Annotated in this window: 21 protein-coding genes; 13 read left to right on the forward strand and 8 right to left on the reverse strand. The window is 30.9% G+C overall.

The features are described from left to right. Nucleotides 1-249: 249 nt before the first annotated feature. Both SJY17_RS14005 and SJY17_RS14010 read left to right on the forward strand, forming a co-directional pair. Entirely contained in the window at nt 250-744 is a 495-nt protein-coding gene (locus SJY17_RS14005; protein ID WP_397363190.1) for an RNA polymerase sigma factor, read from the forward strand. Nucleotides 745-747: 3 nt separating this feature from the next. Further along, a complete protein-coding gene (locus SJY17_RS14010; RefSeq protein ID WP_397363191.1) occupies nt 748-1380 on the forward strand; it encodes a hypothetical protein in 633 nt (210 codons plus the stop codon). A 77-nt stretch (nt 1381-1457) separates the two neighbouring features. On the opposite strand, the gene SJY17_RS14015 is transcribed toward SJY17_RS14010, so the two are convergent. Both SJY17_RS14015 and SJY17_RS14020 read right to left on the reverse strand, forming a co-directional pair. Further along, nucleotides 1458-2264, reverse strand: coding sequence for a lysophospholipid acyltransferase family protein (locus SJY17_RS14015; RefSeq protein ID WP_397363192.1), 807 nt, complete (start codon nt 2262-2264; stop codon nt 1458-1460). Between the two features lie 47 nt (nt 2265-2311). Further along, the gene (locus SJY17_RS14020; protein WP_397363193.1) at nt 2312-2953 is read right to left on the reverse strand and encodes an NUDIX hydrolase; all 642 of its coding nucleotides are present in this window, start codon (nt 2951-2953) and stop codon (nt 2312-2314) included. A 7-nt stretch (nt 2954-2960) separates the two neighbouring features. Between SJY17_RS14020 and SJY17_RS14025 the strand changes: the two genes are divergently transcribed. The 4 genes from SJY17_RS14025 to SJY17_RS14040 all read left to right on the forward strand — a co-directional run bounded on the left by SJY17_RS14025 (nt 2961) and on the right by SJY17_RS14040 (nt 6841). After that, entirely contained in the window at nt 2961-3644 is a 684-nt protein-coding gene (locus SJY17_RS14025; RefSeq protein ID WP_397363194.1) for a peptidylprolyl isomerase, read from the forward strand. 283 nt (nt 3645-3927) lie between these two features. Continuing rightward, a complete protein-coding gene (locus SJY17_RS14030; RefSeq protein ID WP_397363195.1) occupies nt 3928-6081 on the forward strand; it encodes a M3 family metallopeptidase in 2154 nt (717 codons plus the stop codon). A 24-nt stretch (nt 6082-6105) separates the two neighbouring features. Further along, nucleotides 6106-6264, forward strand: a complete 159-nt coding sequence (locus tag SJY17_RS14035; RefSeq protein ID WP_397363197.1) for a hypothetical protein — start codon at nt 6106-6108, stop codon at nt 6262-6264. 49 nt (nt 6265-6313) lie between these two features. After that, nucleotides 6314-6841: a GNAT family N-acetyltransferase gene (locus SJY17_RS14040; protein WP_397363198.1), complete on the forward strand. Its 528-nt coding sequence runs from the start codon at nt 6314-6316 to the stop codon at nt 6839-6841. Nucleotides 6842-6851: 10 nt separating this feature from the next. Here the strand turns inward: SJY17_RS14040 and SJY17_RS14045 are convergent, their stop codons facing one another. After that, nucleotides 6852-7454, reverse strand: coding sequence for a trimeric intracellular cation channel family protein (locus SJY17_RS14045; RefSeq protein ID WP_397363199.1), 603 nt, complete (start codon nt 7452-7454; stop codon nt 6852-6854). A 178-nt stretch (nt 7455-7632) separates the two neighbouring features. Here SJY17_RS14045 and SJY17_RS14050 point away from each other — a divergent pair, with 178 nt between their 5' ends. The 3 genes from SJY17_RS14050 to SJY17_RS14060 all read left to right on the forward strand — a co-directional run bounded on the left by SJY17_RS14050 (nt 7633) and on the right by SJY17_RS14060 (nt 10491). After that, on the forward strand, nt 7633-8880 hold the full coding sequence (locus SJY17_RS14050) for an OmpA family protein (RefSeq protein ID WP_397363200.1): 1248 nt from the start codon (nt 7633-7635) through the stop codon (nt 8878-8880). A 103-nt stretch (nt 8881-8983) separates the two neighbouring features. After that, nucleotides 8984-9439 carry a DUF2141 domain-containing protein gene (locus SJY17_RS14055; protein ID WP_397363201.1) on the forward strand — a complete coding sequence of 152 codons (456 nt, stop codon included), beginning with the start codon at nt 8984-8986 and terminating at the stop codon, nt 9437-9439. Between the two features lie 176 nt (nt 9440-9615). Continuing rightward, a complete protein-coding gene (locus tag SJY17_RS14060; RefSeq protein ID WP_397363202.1) occupies nt 9616-10491 on the forward strand; it encodes a hypothetical protein in 876 nt (291 codons plus the stop codon). A 205-nt stretch (nt 10492-10696) separates the two neighbouring features. Here the strand turns inward: SJY17_RS14060 and SJY17_RS14065 are convergent, their stop codons facing one another. Then, nucleotides 10697-11371 carry a methyltransferase domain-containing protein gene (locus tag SJY17_RS14065; protein ID WP_397364885.1) on the reverse strand — a complete coding sequence of 225 codons (675 nt, stop codon included), beginning with the start codon at nt 11369-11371 and terminating at the stop codon, nt 10697-10699. 123 nt (nt 11372-11494) lie between these two features. Then, nucleotides 11495-11974, reverse strand: a complete 480-nt coding sequence (locus SJY17_RS14070; RefSeq protein ID WP_397363203.1) for a Dps family protein — start codon at nt 11972-11974, stop codon at nt 11495-11497. Between the two features lie 104 nt (nt 11975-12078). Between SJY17_RS14070 and SJY17_RS14075 the strand changes: the two genes are divergently transcribed. Then, nucleotides 12079-13017, forward strand: coding sequence for a LysR substrate-binding domain-containing protein (locus tag SJY17_RS14075; protein WP_397363204.1), 939 nt, complete (start codon nt 12079-12081; stop codon nt 13015-13017). A 34-nt stretch (nt 13018-13051) separates the two neighbouring features. Here SJY17_RS14075 and SJY17_RS14080 read toward each other — a convergent pair whose 3' ends face one another. The 3 genes from SJY17_RS14080 to SJY17_RS14090 all read right to left on the reverse strand — a co-directional run bounded on the left by SJY17_RS14080 (nt 13052) and on the right by SJY17_RS14090 (nt 14759). Then, complete coding sequence (locus tag SJY17_RS14080) at nt 13052-13249, reverse strand: hypothetical protein (protein WP_397363205.1); 198 nt, start codon at nt 13247-13249, stop codon at nt 13052-13054. 147 nt (nt 13250-13396) lie between these two features. Then, a complete protein-coding gene (locus tag SJY17_RS14085) occupies nt 13397-14227 on the reverse strand; it encodes a TIGR00266 family protein (RefSeq protein ID WP_397363206.1) in 831 nt (276 codons plus the stop codon). A 70-nt stretch (nt 14228-14297) separates the two neighbouring features. After that, a complete protein-coding gene (locus SJY17_RS14090; protein WP_397363207.1) occupies nt 14298-14759 on the reverse strand; it encodes a DUF4442 domain-containing protein in 462 nt (153 codons plus the stop codon). A 145-nt stretch (nt 14760-14904) separates the two neighbouring features. Between SJY17_RS14090 and SJY17_RS14095 the strand changes: the two genes are divergently transcribed. From SJY17_RS14095 to SJY17_RS14105, 3 genes are all read left to right on the forward strand, one after another. Then, entirely contained in the window at nt 14905-15351 is a 447-nt protein-coding gene (locus tag SJY17_RS14095; protein ID WP_397363208.1) for a DUF4870 domain-containing protein, read from the forward strand. A 68-nt stretch (nt 15352-15419) separates the two neighbouring features. After that, entirely contained in the window at nt 15420-15761 is a 342-nt protein-coding gene (locus SJY17_RS14100; protein WP_397363209.1) for a PadR family transcriptional regulator, read from the forward strand. Then, complete coding sequence (locus SJY17_RS14105) at nt 15758-17620, forward strand: PspC domain-containing protein (protein ID WP_397363210.1); 1863 nt, start codon at nt 15758-15760, stop codon at nt 17618-17620. Before SJY17_RS14100 ends, SJY17_RS14105 begins: the two co-directional genes overlap by 4 nt. The last annotated feature ends 91 nt before the right edge of the window (nt 17621-17711 follow it).

Here is a 17711-nt window from a genome sequence, read left to right on the forward strand (position 1 = left end):
GAACTGCAAACCCTTGATTAGAAATTAATTTATCCTGAATTGTTGATTTTTGCGGATGAGCTGCGTTAGTGGTTGAAGTGACATCCTTTTTTTGCTGCCATATATGGCAAAAAAAGATATAACCCTTCGACTTTGCTCAGGATAAACTCAGACACGACCCTTGTGGTAACGCGCTAAAAAAAATAATTTTACTTTTGTGTAACATCTTATTAATTTAGACTACTAATAGTTAAACTAACTAAATAACCATTGAGTAAACCATTAGAACAAAATTTTGTCGAATTGCTGGAGCAGAACCAGAATATTGTGCATAAAGTTTGTAGACTTTATACCAATAACTATGATGCGCACAACGATTTGTTTCAGGAAATAACCATCCAATTATGGAAGGCTTTCCCGAAATTTAGAGGTGATAGTAAGTTTAGTACTTGGATGTATCGTGTGGGTTTAAATACTGCAATTACATTATACAGAAAATCTAAACGTACTATTAATACTCAGCAATTTGATACTGTACAATTTAAGATTAGTGCTGAAGAATATGATAGTACAGAAGAAGAACAATTAAAGCTATTATACAATGCTGTATACCAATTAAATGATATTGAAAAAGCATTGGTCTTTCTTTATCTTGAAGACAAAAATTATAAAGAAATAAGTGAAACAATGGGTATTACCGAAGTGAATGCACGTGTAAAAATGAATAGAGTGAAAAACAAGTTAAGAACCATTTTAAATCCGTAACCTATGGATGAATTAGAATTATTAAAAAAGGATTGGGTTAAGACTGATGCCAAGTTTGAGCAGAAATCAACCAAACAACTCTATCCTATGTTACAAAAAAAATCGTCGTCTATTGTAAAAACGTTATTTTACATTAGTATTGCCGAGTTGGTGTTTTGGATTGCATTAAATGCTTTACCATTTTTTATGTCTGACACTTACAGAGCCAAACATGAAGAAATGTATACTAGTAATATGTTTATTATTTTAAGTGTTTTGTCTTATTGTATAATTTTGTTTTTTGTTTACTTATTATATAAATCTTATAAGTCTATATCAGTAACTGACAATGCTAGGCGTTTAATGAAAAACATTTTAAAAACTAGAAAAGTTATTAAATATTATGTTTTATATAATTTAATAATGGCATCTGTATCTATGATTTTTGCGTTTTACTACACTAGTAAAAAAGATCCTGAATTAGCTTCAAAAATTGAGCATTTTTCTAATACACAATACATGACAATGATTGGTATATTTGCTTTTGCAACAATTGTTTTTGTTGGTATCATCTGGTTGTTTTACAGGCTTATTTACGGTATCTTATTAAAAAGATTAAATAGAAATTACAACGAGTTAAAAAAGATTGAGGTTTAAAATATCTTAACTATAATTAAAACAAAAAAAGCATCAATGTTACATTGATGCTTTTTTGTTTTGTTTACTACTCGATTTTATTCGTTTAAAAACTCACGTTGTTTATTTAGTTCTTCTTGCGCTAATAATTCTTTTTGAGAAATAACCTTTAAAAATGAAGGATGCTGTTCTATAGCATACTCTATTTTTTCAACAATATCTGCAATAGACTCGTTTTCGTAATCGATTTTTAGTGGTTCTTTAATTTCAAAAGATTGATAGACATTTTTCTTTTTAATACGCAACCCTTTTTTATCAAAACTACGTCTAAAGCCATCAATTACTATTGGTACAACTATTGGTTTGTAATGCTTAATGATATGTGCTGTTCCTTTACGAATAGGTTTAAATGGTGTTGTTGTCCCTTGCGGAAATGTAACAACCCAACCATCATCCAAAGCTTTTTTAATAGCAGAAATATCAGACATTTTTACTTGTCTTTTAACATCTTTTCCTTGGCTACGCCAAGTACGCTCTATACTAATAGATCCTGTATAAGCAAATATTTTTGGGATTAAACCAGACTTCATGGTTTCTTTAGCTGCAACGTAATAAAAATTTAATTTAGGATTCCATAGATAACCTACATTTTTAATAGAGTCTTGTCTATCGCTTAATGCTGCATTAAACACATGAAACATTGCTATTACATCTGCAAAATAAGTTTGGTGGTTTGAAATAAACAATACGTTAGTATCAGGTAAATCTCTTATAATTTGTGAGCCTTCAATTTGTAACTCGTTAAAACCTCTATAACGTCTATGTGTTAATAGACCTAAGATTCTAATCAACCATTTTTTAACAAAAAGTATATGCCCAAAAGGATTTTTTTTGAATAATCCCATATTTAAATTTTACGTTTAGTAAATACAAATATAGCAATTCAAGACACTTAAAGCGTAGCTTTTAACAAGTCTTTGACTTCGCTAAGCATCATTGCTGTTGCTCCCCAAACTAAATGATTGTTTAAATTAAACGCAGGCACCTCAACATCAACATCATAACTGGTTGTAACTATTTTCTGTGTTAAATTATTTTCATTTAATAAATCAGACAAATAGACCTCTAATAAAGCCTCAACTTCTGTGTCTTGCTTTATAAAATCAGGTGTTTGGTTAGCGACACCAATAAATGGTTGCACATAAAAATTACTTGGTGGTATATAGACTTGTGTTAATTGTTTATAAACAGTTACTAAATCTGGATGGACACCAACCTCTTCATGGGTTTCGCGTAATGCTGTATGCATTAAATTATTGTCGGCTTCCTCTACTTTTCCACCTGGAAAACCAACTTGTGCAGAGTGCACACCTTTATAGGTTTTACGCAATATTAAAATTAGTTTTGTTTGTGCTTCAAAATCTGGATAAAATAAAGCCATTACTGCACTTTGTCTTGCGTTTTTTATATTATCTCCTTGTTGCTTTATTAACTCTTGTCTGTATGGTGGCACCATTTTAAGTAGAGAAGCTTCGGCTGGCAACGGGATATTTTTTATTTTTGGTAACGCTATGATAAATTCTTCAAAATTCATTTTAAAAATGCGCTTAATATTATTGGTTGGTTTTTGTTTCTTTTTATTTAATTGTGAAGATAAACAATCCAAACCTAAAACAACAACCTCAACCAAAACAGAGACCAAAACAGTCATAAAAGACACCACTCCAAAGCGCGAATTCCCTAAATTAACAGAGGATAACGCAATGGATTTTTTCTTAGAATATGAAAAACATAATAAAGAAAATAAAGTACGTATCACAACTTCTTTTGGAGTTATAGATTTGCTATTATATGACAAAACAAAATTCCATCGTGCCAATTTTATTTTTTTAACCAAACAACACGCTTTTGATGGTACACAATTCCATCGTGTGGTTAAAAATTTTATTATTCAAGGTGGAAATACGGATGATATAAAAGTAGCTGCAAAACGCAGAAAAATTGGTAAATACTTATTACCAACAGATACTAAACGTGGTTATACACATAAAAGAGGTGTAATTTCTATGCCAAGTAGTGATATTAAAAACCCACACAAATTAGCATCTCCTTACGAGTTTTTTATTACGCAGCAGAATGCCTTTCATTTAAATGGTGACTTTACCGTTTTTGGAGAAGTTATTAAAGGGATGAATGTTGTCGATAAAATTAATGCAGTTAAAGTGGATGAAGCGGATTGGCCACTTAGTAATGTCTATATTAAAACAGTAGAAATTTTAGAATAGTTTTGAATAAAAACAAAATTCAGAAAAATTCAAGTCACAAATCAATTCGTAGAATTGAATATTGAAATACAGAAATAATGAACGAAGGAATGTAGATGCAAAGCACAGCTTTAAGCACGAAATTCCGAAAGTGAGTGATGCTTTAGCAATTTCCTAATTTCAATTTGATTTTTTGGTTCGTTTTGTATCAAGACAAAATGAACGAAAAGAAAGAACGTAACTAATTTTAAAAACTAATCTCATCAATTAAATTCATTATCTTTCAATTTCAAACTTCCAAATTATGAAAACAAATAATATTCTTTCTCTTATAACTTGTGCACTACTATTAATTGGTACAAGTTGTAAAAAAGAAACCAAAACTGAATCTACTAAAACTATGAGCGACAATCTTCTACTCCAAGATTATACTGGACCTTATGGAGGTGTTCCTGCTTTTGATAAAATGACTGTAGATCAAATCGAACCAGCAGTAATTAATGGAATGGAACAAGGTTTAAAAGATATTGAAGCTATTGCTAACAATACAGAAGTACCAACATTTGAAAACACAATTGAAGCAATGGAGCGTGCAGCTAATGGCTTAGACAATGTTTTTACTTACTATGGCATTTTTAGTAGTAATATGAGTAGTCCTGAGTTTAGAGAAGTACAAGGTAAATTGGCACCTCTTTTATCTGAGTATTCTTCAAAAATAAATCAAAACGAAGCATTATTCAAACGCATTAAATTGGTTTATGATGCATCACAAAGCAAACCACTTCCAGCAGATCAACAACGCGTTGTAAATTTAATTTACAAACGTTTTGAAATGAATGGAGCAGAATTGGACGACACCAAAAAGAAACGCTATGCAGAAATAAGTAAAGAGCTATCATCATTATATAATAAATTTAGCGACAACGTTTTACATGACGAAGAAAACTACATTACTTACCTAACCAAAGATCAATTAGATGGATTAAGCGAAGGATTTATAAAATCTGCAGCAAAAATAGCAACAGATAATAAACAGGATGGTAAGTATGCTATTACCAACACACGATCGTCAATGGATCCTTTTTTAACCTACAGTACAGAGCGACAATTACGTAAAAAAGTATGGACCAACTATTATTCTAGAGGAGATAATGGAGACGAGTTTGATAACAATTCGCTTATCGCAGAAATACTAAAACTACGTAGAGAACGTGTAGAACTATTAGGCTATAAAAATTATGCAGAATGGCGTTTACAAGACAGAATGGCAAAAACACCAGAAAATGCAATGGGATTAATGGAAGCTGTTTGGCCAGCAGCAATAGCAAGAGTTAAGGAGGAAGTTGCAGATATGCAAACGGTTGCAGATGCTTCCGGAAAAAATATTGAAATTGCTCCTTGGGATTACCGTTTTTATGCCGAAAAAGTAAGACAGAAAAAATATAATTTAGATAGTGATGAGGTAAAGCAATATTTACAATTAGATAAGTTAACACAAGCTTTGTTTTACACAGCAGGACGTTTATTTAATTACAAGTTTACAGCAATTGAAAAAGGAAAAGTCCCTGTTTTCCATGAAGACGTTAACGTTTGGGAAGTAACAGATAAGGACTCTGGTAAGTTTATTGGTTTATGGTATTTAGATCCATTTGCAAGACCAGGAAAACGTTCTGGTGCTTGGGCAACTACCTATAGAAGTCACACCACTTTTGATGGTCCAAAAACAGTATTAGCATCTAACAATTCTAACTTTGTAAAGCCTGCTCCTGGAGAAGCGGTTTTGGTCTCTTGGGATGATGCAGAGACATTTTTTCATGAGTTTGGACATGCACTACACTTTTTCTCGTCTAACGTAAAATACCCAACTTTAAATGGTGGTGTTAGAGATTATACCGAGTTCCAAAGTCAGTTATTAGAACGTTGGTTATCTACAGATGAAGTTATTAATCAGTTTTTAGTACACAACAAAACAGGACAACCAATTCCAGCAAGTTTAGTAGCTAAAATCAAAAAAGCATCCACTTTTAATCAAGGGTTTGGTACTACAGAATATTTGGCTTCTGCTTTAATGGACATGAGATTACACTTGGCAGATCCAACTAATATTGACATTGACAAATTTGAACACGAAACTTTAGCAGAATTAAATATGCCTAAAGAATTACCAATGCGCCACAGAACACCACACTTTGGACATGTCTTTTCTGGCGAAGGTTATGCTACAGCATATTATGGATATATGTGGGCAGATGTTTTGACTAGTGATGCGTCAGAAGCTTTTAAACAAGCTCCAAATGGCTTTTATGACAAAGCATTGGCAGATAAGTTAGTTAAATATTTATTTGCGCCTCGTAACAGTATGGATCCTGCTGAAGCCTACAGAAAATTTAGAGGACGTGATGCAAAAATTGAAGCTTTAATGCGTGATAGAGGATTTCCGGTGACTACTAAGAAATAATTGGATTTAATAAAAAACACAACAATGACAAAGAAAAAAGGAGATTTAGGTTTTATGATTGTATCAAGCGCAATTATTTTAGTTGGTATTATTGGACTTTTTGTATTTAGACCTTTTGGTTTAATAACAATTGTAGTTGGAGCTGCATTATTGTTAATGGCGTATTTATCAAAACAACCTTAATAGTTATATACAGTAACAAATTATAAAGCAAACACCAAGTAGTCTATAAATGATCAAACCCTTTCCAGAACTTAAAACAGAAAGACTAACATTAAGAAGGATTGAGGAATCCGATAGTAATATCATACTATTTTTACGTTCGGATAAGGTTGTAAATAAATTTATTGAAAGACCTATTGATAGGCAAACAAAAACAACATCTGATGCTGTAAAGCATATAAAAAAACTAGACTTTCAATTTAAAAACAATCAATCTGTGTCTTGGGGAATTACTATAAACAACAACCCAAAAATTATTGGAACCATTTGTTTATGGAATTTTTCTGAAGACCAAAAAACCGCAGAAGTTGGTTATGATTTAATTCCTTTATTTCAAAAAAAAGGAATTATGAGCGAAGCTTTAAAAAGGGTCATTAACTTTGGATTTACAACACTTAATTTTAATACAATTGAAGCTTATACAGATTTTAAAAACAAAAACTCTGTAAAACTTCTTGAAAATAATGGATTTTATGTAGTACCTAATAAAAAAGATAAGGACAATCTGTCCAATGTTATTTTTGAAATTAAAAAGTAGTGACTTAAAACTAATCACGATACAAACTTGGTAAGCTTACCTTAAACTTAACTGCTATAAGTCTTATAGCTATAACAACAGTTCCAGCAATTACAAAAACAAAATCTGAAGCAATTGGCAAATAACTTACCAAAAAATAAGTTGCTCCACCTAAGATGCAAGCAGTTGCATACACTTCTTTTCTAAAAATTACTGGTATTTCGTTACACAAAATATCTCTAATGACACCTCCAAAACAAGCAGATATTGTTCCTAAAAACACACAAATTATTGGGTGTAATCCTGCCGAAATACCTTTTTCGACACCAACAACTGTATACAATCCAATACCAATAGTGTCAAATAAAAATAAAGATTTACGCAAGTAGTCAATCTTAGATCTAAAAACAATTGCAAAAATAGTTGATGCTATAACAACATAGATAAACGTCATATCTTTCATCCAACTAACTGGAGTTTCGCCAATTAAAACATCTCTTAAAGTTCCTCCTCCAACAGCTGTTACAAATGCTATAATTAATATCCCAAAAGCATCCATACGCTTGTTTAAAGCAATTAAAACACCAGAAATTGCAAAAGCTATGGTTCCTAAAATATCTAATATATAAAACATACGAAAACTAAAACAGCAAAATTAGTTTTTATAAAAACAAATGGCTAATTAAAATCAACAAACGTTTAAAAACCCTATTATGCTTAATCTGTCAAAGCAAACAGATTAACCTTTAGTTTTTAATATTCTATTTTTTTAACCTATATTAGCTTTGCTATTAATCAATATTCTATAAACAATGAAACGATTAGTTTTACTACTAACTGTTATTCTCCCTTTTTGTATATCTCATAATTTGCAAGCCCAAGATGTCTACTCACCATGGACTGCTAGTTTAAGCACCAACACAATTAACAATCCTGTTAGATCACTTCCTGGAGACAAAGGTCGTTTTAAAACTTGGAATTGGGATCCAGCTGGATTTAAAATTGGATTAGCAAGACATTTAAGTGGCAAACTCGCTTTTGAATCTAACATTTCGCTTAGTGGGATTAAACAAAACTACGTTAATCTGGATGAAAAATTTCCACTTATTGCACTTGATGGATTATTTAAACTTAACCTATCTAATGGTTTTGTAGTAACACCTTACCTAACATTAGGTGGTGGATATACATGGTTAGACAATGTTGGTGCAGGAACACTAAATGGTGGTGTTGGTATCAATGTCTGGTTGACTTATAATTTTGGGTTAACAGCACAGAGTATTTACAAACATGCTTTTGAAGATTATGGATTACAACATTACCAACATTCTGTTGGAATTATTTTTAAATTTGGTGGTACAGATAGTGATAATGATGGAATTGTAAACCAAGAAGATCAGTGTCCAAATGTTTTTGGTTTAGCATCTTTAAACGGTTGTCCAGATACTGACAATGATGGAATTCCGGATAAAGAAGATAACTGTCCAGAACTATCTGGAACACTTAATGGTTGTCCAGACACCGACAAAGATGGTGTTGCAGATCCTTATGATAGATGCCCAGAAATAGCTGGAGATTACAAAAATAAAGGCTGTCCAATACCTGATACTGATGGAGATGGAGATGGTATACCAGATAAAATTGACAAGTGTCCAAAAATCAAAGGTATAGCAAGTAATAATGGCTGTCCTAAAGTAAAAAAAGAACCTAAAAAAGCAGTAGTTTCTAATAAACCTGTTTTAATTTATTTTGAATTAAGTAAAGCTGAAATCACTGCTGAAAGTCAGAAAATTTTAGATAATGTAGCAGCTTTTATAAAAAAGTCTGACATTAAATCTTATGAGATTTCTGGGCATACAGATAACACTTCCTCTAACCAAACCAACTTGGTATTATCCTTAGAGCGTGCTAATGCTGTAAGAGCCTATCTTGTAAACAAAGGTATAGATATTACCTTGTTAAAAACTAAAGGTTTTGGAGAAGAGTTTCCAATTGACAATTCAAATACAGAAGAAGGAAGACAGAAAAATAGACGTGTAGAAATTATCCCAATGCAATAAAATGACAGCTGGTCTATAAAAAACAACAATTGGGTTAATTGTATTAGTCAAACTTAAGTGTTTGATGCATCTTTGAAGTGTTAATCAATTAAAACAACACATTATGAAAACTGCAACTCAATTAAAAAACAACGTATTAACAACTTTAGTATTATTTGTATTAAGCATCACTTTAGGTTTTGCTCAGTCTGAAGCAACAACTACAATAGAAGGTCAGACAATTACAGTAACCATAGACAAGGTTAAAAACAATACTGGTCAAGTTATGTTTGCTTTACACACAAAAGACACATGGATGAAAGGACAAGGCGTACAAAACGTGTCTACAAAAATAGAAAACAATACAGTTACTGTAACCTTTAAAAACGTAAAACCAGGAACATATGCTGTTATGGCTTTACATGACGAAAACGAGAATAATAGTATGGATTTTGAAAATGGAATGCCTAAAGAAAACTACGGAATGTCTAATAATCCAATGAGTTTTGGACCACCACAATTTGAAGATGCTAAATTTGAAGTCACAACTGAAGATTTAGATTTTAATATTAGATTTTAAACACATCAAAAAACGAATAGTAATTAAGCCACTTTTATAGTGGCTTTTTTTTGTTATTGTTGCTATTTGACTTTCTCATTTTTTTCGAGTAACTTCGTTTAACTTCGAATATAATTCATTAAAACGGAATCATATTCGCTATACGTTAGGTGCAATTATAACAAACCCAATCACAAATGAATATCATAAGAACCTTTATACATACAAATAGAGATATTCACGGAGCAGATTCTGTCCAAGAATTTCTATTACCAAATATCGTTGATTTAAAACCAAATTTTATTGGAATGACGTCAGGAAAAACCTATGATAAAGGATTGATTGTTGGAACAAGTAGAAAATGGGACGAACATATTTTGTTTGGGGAATTGAATAAAGTCAAGCGTATTGGATTCTTTGGTCGTAAAAAGAAAAAAAGAATTTTAAAAAACTACATTTCTCAAATCATTAAAACAAACGAGGAATTTCCATATTCTATAGTTGAACTTGATAACGAGTTTAATTTAGTAAGTGCAGAATCAATGAAAGATTTCCTATCAAGGAGTAAGCCGAAACCAAAAAAACTATCGGATAAAGTCAAAGAAAGTTATTTGAATTTAGCTAAAGTCTGTCTAAACGAAAATGACCATGCTAAATTCCAAAAGTTCGCTTCTGAATTAAAAAACTATGATGGACATTGGGAACACGGAACAACATTAAATTTTGTAAATGACTATTTAAACAAAAATAAGATTCTTCTTTTTATGGTTTTAGACTGGAAAGCTGGAATTGATGACTTTAATTGGAATTTAGCATCTGCATTGGAAAATAACTTTAACCGAAAAATTGACTTACCAAGTCCAAATGATTATCCAGAAAGAGCATCTGTGTCTTTTGACAATGTCTTTTGCGATTACAAGAATTTGCTCAATAAATCGGATTTAGAGTTGAGTTTTATAGATACAGATAGTGACCAATATGTGATTTTAGTTCACCCGATTTCCGATAAAGAAACTGTTGGAAATTCAATTAACGGAATTGAACTGAAAGAAATGAAAATAAACTGCACCTAACAACGTGTATAGTCAATTGCGTCTGATTTTCCTCGCGGAAAATCTTTGCTGCTGAACAATTGGTTCGTCCTTTTTTGCTAACTTAGTTCTCACGCAACAAACCATACACAAACACGTTAAACGAAACATAAAAAAGCAACCTATAAGTATCACTTTTTCTACTATCAATTAATACTATTTTTAAAATTTTTTCTTATACAAAAACTTAAAACACTTGATATAGTGTTGTTACAATTACTCCTTTGTTGTTGTTTAAAACAACAGAAGACAATTGTTTTTCTTCTTTAATTTTAAAATTAAAAGGTGGTTCTAATATGTTTAAACCACTTTTCTTCTTTAATCGTGTACCTTGTCCAGAAATAATGTCTTTATTAGGTGTAAAATTGCCTTGTGGCAGATGTTCTGTTAAAATAACATATTTATATTTGGATAACTTATCAACTACGTTTTGCACTTCATTATTAGATAAATGCTGCAAAACCTGACGTATTAAAACGCAATCTGCAAATGGTAAAATATCTTTAGAGATGTCCAAACATTTAAATTCTAAATGATCTATTTTAAATTCAACTTTATTATGTTCTATAAGACTTTCAACAATGTCTATAGCAAAATACTTATGGGTAAATTTCACCAACTCTTTACCAACATTAAAGTCTCCACATCCTAAATCGCAAACTATTAAAGAGTCTTTAAACGATGTTAAAAATGAAGTAACGCTTTCTATATATGGATTTACAATATCTGGATGATGAGATCCTTCTCCAGAATAAAATGTAGACGTATTACTTCCCCAAAGTTTATTAGTATACACTTGTTCCATAGCCTTTTTAGTTGGCCAAGGTTTTTTGTTTTTTTTAGTTTCTGATTTTATCGTCATCATAATACGTGATTAGTCCAAACTAATTGTGTAAAACAAACCTACAAATAATTAATAATCAAATATGATAAGCGCAAAAAAAAGAGCAACTAAAGTTGCTCTTTTATATTTTAAACAAAGTCTTTAAAGGCTTTTTCCAAGCCAAGCATTCATCATCCAAACGGTTTTTTCTTGTTCTGCTATAAAATCACTCATCATAGAATTAGTTCCTTCATCATTAGCATCTCCTGCTGCATCTAAAATCTGACGTTCTATCTTTAATAACTCTGTTAAAGAGGTTACTATTAATGCTACTGCATTATCATCTTTAGATACATTTTGTCCAACAGGTACTTTTGCAGATTTTATATAATCTTCAAAAGTATGTAATGGAGTTTCTCCTAAAGTAAGTATACGCTCCGCAATTAAATCTACTTTCATATTAGCATCTGTATACAACTCTTCAAACTTTACATGTAAATCAAAAAAGTTTCGCCCTTTAATATTCCAATGGATCCCTCTTAAATTTTGATAGTATATCTGAAAATTTGCTAGCAAATGGTTTAATTGCTCTGCAGTTTCTTTGGTTTTTTGGATGTCTAATCCAAGACTATTTATTGTCATAATATTCTCTTTTTTTTGATATTATAAATTTACGCCGAAATAGTTTTGTTTTATTATAAATTATATTGATAGATTTTATATTTTTATAGTCTTAAACTATAACAATGACTATAACACAATTATCATACGTTCTGGCTGTAGCAGAACACCAGAATTTTACAAAAGCTGCACAAAAATGCTTTGTAACACAGCCAACATTAAGTATGCAAATACAAAAATTAGAAGATCAATTAGATATTTTAATTTTTGATAGAAGTAAAAAACCAATCGAATTAACTGAAGTTGGTAAAAAAATAGTGACTCAAGCTAGAAACATAGTTAACGAGTCCTATAGGATACAAGATATTGTAGATCAACAAAAAGGTTTTATTGGAGGCGAATTTAAATTAGGGATAATACCAACAGTTATGCCTACATTGCTACCAATGTTTTTAAACAATTTTGTAAAAAAATACCCGAAAGTCAAACTAAAAATAGAAGAATTAACCACTGATGAAATCATTACACGTATTAATGATGGTCATTTAGATGCAGCAATTGCTGCTACACCATTAGAACTTGATACTATAAAAGAGCGTGTTCTGTATTTTGAACCTTTTGTTGCTTACGTACCACAAAATCATAGACTAAGGGATAAAAGTAAACTAGAAATTTCTGATTTAAACATTGATGATATGTTGTTATTAGAAGATGGTCATTGCTTTAGAGATGGTGTTATTAACCTTTGTAAAGCTTTTAAAAACCATACAGATGATAAGTTTCAGTTAGAAAGTGGAAGCATAGAAACCTTGGTTAAACTATCTAATGAAGGTTTAGGAATGACTTTAATGCCTTTTTTACATACTTTAGATTTAAACGAAAAAGCAAAACAAAATTTACATTATTTTACAGAGCCATCTCCTGCAAGAGAAGTTAGTTTAATTTATCATAAAAGCGAACTTAAAATGCAAATCATAGAAGCCTTACAATATGTCATTTCTGGAGTGGTTAGAGGTGCAATAGCGTTTCAAAATGTACAAATTATAAGTCCAATTAGTAAATAAAAAAAGCGACCATTTGGTCGCTTTTTTTTATATTTTAAGGATTAATGTAAATTAAACATTGGTCTAGTTTTGGGTTTTGCTGTACTAAAGATTGTATATAAATCTTAAGCTCTTCAATTTCATAAGGTAATAACCTCTCCAGAGCTTTTTGTACTTCTTTGCAAAACAACGTGCTGTCAAAACTAACTTTTTGAAGTACAGTTTTGGTGTACTCAAACATTGCTCTTGCCATAATTAATTATTGGGTTTAGTTAAAATAAAAGTAATATTATACTATAGGCAAACAGTTTAAAAGTTTCGATTAAAGGTAACAAAAAAACTAATTCAAAAATCAAACTTGCAAAACTTTAACAGTTAAAAACAAGTTAAATTTTATGCTTTAAAATCTGTTATCTCCATCCAACAAATCTCCTAAACCACCTAAAATACTACCCTCTCCTTTACTTTTACCACCTCTTGGTACGCTTTGTAAAACACGTCCTGCTAATCTGCTAAATGGTAATGACTGTACGTAAACAACTCCTGAACCTTCTAGTTTTGCAAAAAACAAACCTTCGCCTCCAAAAACGGTGTTTTTTATACCACCAACAAACTCGATATCATAATTTACATCTTGTGTAAACCCTACAATACAACCAGTATCTACTCTTAACGTTTCTCCAGATTTTAACACTTTTCTAGCTAAAGTTCCTCCTGCATGTACAAATGCCATTCCATCTCCTTCTAATTTTTGCATTATAAAACCTTCACCTCCAAATAAGCCTCTTCCTAGTTTTTTACTAAACTCTATCCCAACACTTACTCCTTTTGCTGCGCATAAAAACGCATCTTTTTGGCAGATAAATTTTCCGTTATATTCTAATAAATCTATTGCAACTATTTTCCCTGGATAAGGAGAGGCAAAACTCACTTTACGTTTTCCTGTTAGGTTATTATAAAATGCTGTCATAAATAAGCTTTCACCAGTTAATAAACGTTTACCAGCTCCAAATACTTTTCCTAAAAAACCTGTGTCTTTTTTTGAGCCATCACCAAAAATGGTTTCCATTTTTATACCTTCATCCATCATCATAAAACTTCCAGCTTCTGCAATAACACCTTCTTCTGGATCTAGCTCGATCTCTACATATTGCATTTCTTCACCAAAGATTTCAAAATCTATTTCGTGTGCATTAAGATTATTTCCTGGTAATTCGTTTTTTTGGTACATATTATAAGGTTTTGATTAATGATAGGTTGCTTATTTATAGAATTTGTTACAAAAGGTTAACTAGATATTTTTATTTTGACCCTTTGACTTTTATTGACCATTCAAATTTAAAAGTAGAAACAACTTCACCTTCTTTATTAGTCGCTACAGATTCCAACCAAATTGTTTGACCTTCTCCTGTTTTAATTGCTTCTGCTAAAGCATGATCTATTTTGTCTCCATCATTACAAACAAAAGTTATTCTTCCTGTAGCTTTTTTTATAAACTTTGCTGTATTAGAAATCACTAACATAGATACCTTTTTACCAGACCCTCTAATCTTAATCAACATCATTGCTCCTGTTGAAAACTCTGCAGCCATACCTTGAACAGCCCAAAACATGGATTTAAATGGGTTTTGATTGATCCACCTATGCTTTACTGTTGTAATACATTGTTGGTCGTTTAACACTTTAGCACGCACACCACAAAAGTAAGCTGATGGTAATTTAAATAACGTAAACATATTGAGTTTACTAGGAGATATCTTCATTTATATAATCTTATTTATGCTAAATTATCGAAAATAATCGAGAACTCAATATGTTAAAAAAATGTTAAATTATAGTACTTTGTATTGCATAATACCTTCTTAAAGACATATATTTGCATAGACAACTATTATATACTTTCAAAACATGGTTACCAATCATCATAAAAACCTCGCAACTTTTATTCATTTATCAACCTTTTCTAGGTTTTTAATTCCATTTGGAAATATTATTGCTCCAATAGTCTTATGGATTGCTAATAAAGATAAATCGGATTTTGTAGACACTCATGGCAAACAAGCTATAAACTTTCAGTTTAGCATCTTATTATATGCGCTTATCATTGGTGCTGTTTGTGTACCATTTTTTGTTTTTAGTTTGTTTAGTCATTTTGACATTTTAGATTTTCATGCTTTTGACAGCATTCATATAAATATTAATAAACCTTCTCCTCTATTTTATATTGGTGGAAGCATAGGTTTAATAGCTGTTATCGGCTTTATATTAGAATTAGTTTTTATTATCAATGCAAGTTTAAAAGCAAAAGATGGCGAAAAATACAGCTATCCCTTTACAATTAAATTTATTAAATAAAAGAATATCATCAATCAATCAAATCATCAAAAAACGAACAGTTTAATTATGAAACATCTTACAAAATTATGAAGATAGAAAACACAAAAGCACAAATGCGTAAAGGTGTTTTAGAATACTGCATTTTGTCTGTCCTAAAAGATCAAGACGCTTACGTTGCAGAAATCTTAGGCACACTTAAAGACGCAAAATTGCTAGTCGTAGAAGGGACAATTTACCCTTTACTTACACGACTTAAAAATGCTGGACTACTCAATTACCGTTGGGAAGAATCCACTTCTGGACCACCTCGAAAATATTATGGCTTAACAGAAACTGGACACCTTTTTTTAAAAGAATTAACCACGACTTGGGACGAATTACAAAACGCAGTTAATATAGTAACATCAATTAAATCAACCACAAAATGAATAAAACAGTCAACATAAACTTAGCAGGTATTTTTTATCATATAGATGAAGATGCGTACTTAAAATTACAACGCTATCTTGAGGCTATAAAACGTTCATTTACAGACTCTCAAGGACGATCAGAAATTATTTCAGATATTGAAGCAAGAATTGCCGAATTGTTTTCTGAACGTATGAAAACTGACCGTCAAGTTATAGGAAATAAAGAAGTTGAAGAGGTTATTACTATTATGGGACAACCTGAAGACTATCTTGTGGACGATTCTATTTTTGAAGATGAACCAACGCAACACTCTGATTCTAAATCTAAAAATAATAATTCTAAAAAATTATTTAGAGATACAGAAAACAGTTACGTTGGAGGTGTTTGTGCAGGATTAGCACATTACTTTAACATAGATGTTATTTGGGTTAGACTAATATGGGTACTACTTATTTTTGGAGCTGGAACTGGTATTTTCTTATACATCTTACTTTGGGTTTTTATTCCAGAAGCAACCTCTACTTCAGACAAACTAACCATGACTGGAGAGGAAGTTACCATTACAAACATTGAAAAAAAAATTAAAGACGGATTTGAAAGTGTTTCAGAAAATGTAAAAAACATAGATTTTCAAAAGCATGCAGATAAATTTAAGGAAGGTTTTGAACAAGCTTCAGATAATATATCAGAAACTGTTAAACGCTTACCAACTAATAAAATAAAATCCAGTAGTAAATCTTTTTTTGGAAGTTTAGGAAGTGTGTTTTCTTCATTTTTTAAAATCTTTTCTAAATTTATTGGTATTACTTTAATAGTATCTTGTGTTGCAGGTATTATTGCATTGGCTATTGGATTAATATTTGGAACTTTCTTTGATGCAGATTTTAGATTTTTTGATGCCGAATTTGTAAGAGCTCATAATGCTTTAGACGGAATGTTTTGGTTATTTCCAGTCTTAATTTTTATAGTTAGCGTTATACCTATAATATTCTTTATTTACTTAGGATTAAAAATTCTGATAAATAACTTAAAACCAATGGGTAGTGTTGCTAAATATAGCCTAGTAGGACTTTGGATTATGGCAGTTATAGGATTAGCAGTAATTGCAACAAAGCAAAGTTTAAGCTATAAAGAAAAAGCTGCAGACATTAAAACCGAACAATTAGCAAATATCAAAGCAAACGATACTTTAGTGCTTAGTATGAATTATAACGACACTTTTGCAGAGCATTTTAGAAGAGACTACGGATTGCAGACTGAAAACGATGACAATGGTAATAAAGTAACTTTCTCTCAAGGAATCAGGTTAATAGTTAAATCTACAAAAGATAGTGTTGCTAAACTTAGAGTTGACAAATCTGCAAGAGGAAGCAACTTTAACAAAGCAAAAGACAGAGCAAAAAACATAAGTTATAATTATACTTTAAATAATAACAACTTAGTATTAGATAATTACTTTACAGTACCAAATAATGCAATATCTAGAGATCAAGAAATTGAGTTGACCTTATACTTACCAGAAGGCACTATATTATTTGCAGATGAAAGTACGTTTAATTACCACAGAAATAATAATCACTATTATAATGATATTTTAGAAAATGGTATGGAAGAGCATTATTTACTAGTAAAGCGTGCAAAACTTAAATGCCTGGATTGTGAAGAAGAAAAAGACAAAACCAATACACAAGTAAAGGTAGATTTAGAAGGAGACACCTCTAAACTTATTGTAGATGAAGATGGTTTGGAAGCTAAAACTGAAAATTTAGAATTAACAGTCAATGATGAAGGTCTAAAAGCAAGTACAAAAAACGTAAAAGTCACTATAAATGATAAAGAAGGCGTTAACATAACCAATCAAAACAATAATAAATAACATCAATCACATCAAAAAACCAATCATATGATCACATTAATCGAGTATTTAGTAACAACAATAGTGTCCATTTTTACATAAAAATCACACT

It is taken from the genome of Olleya sp. R77988 (assembly GCF_044594215.1).
GTDB lineage: Bacteria > Bacteroidota > Bacteroidia > Flavobacteriales > Flavobacteriaceae > Olleya.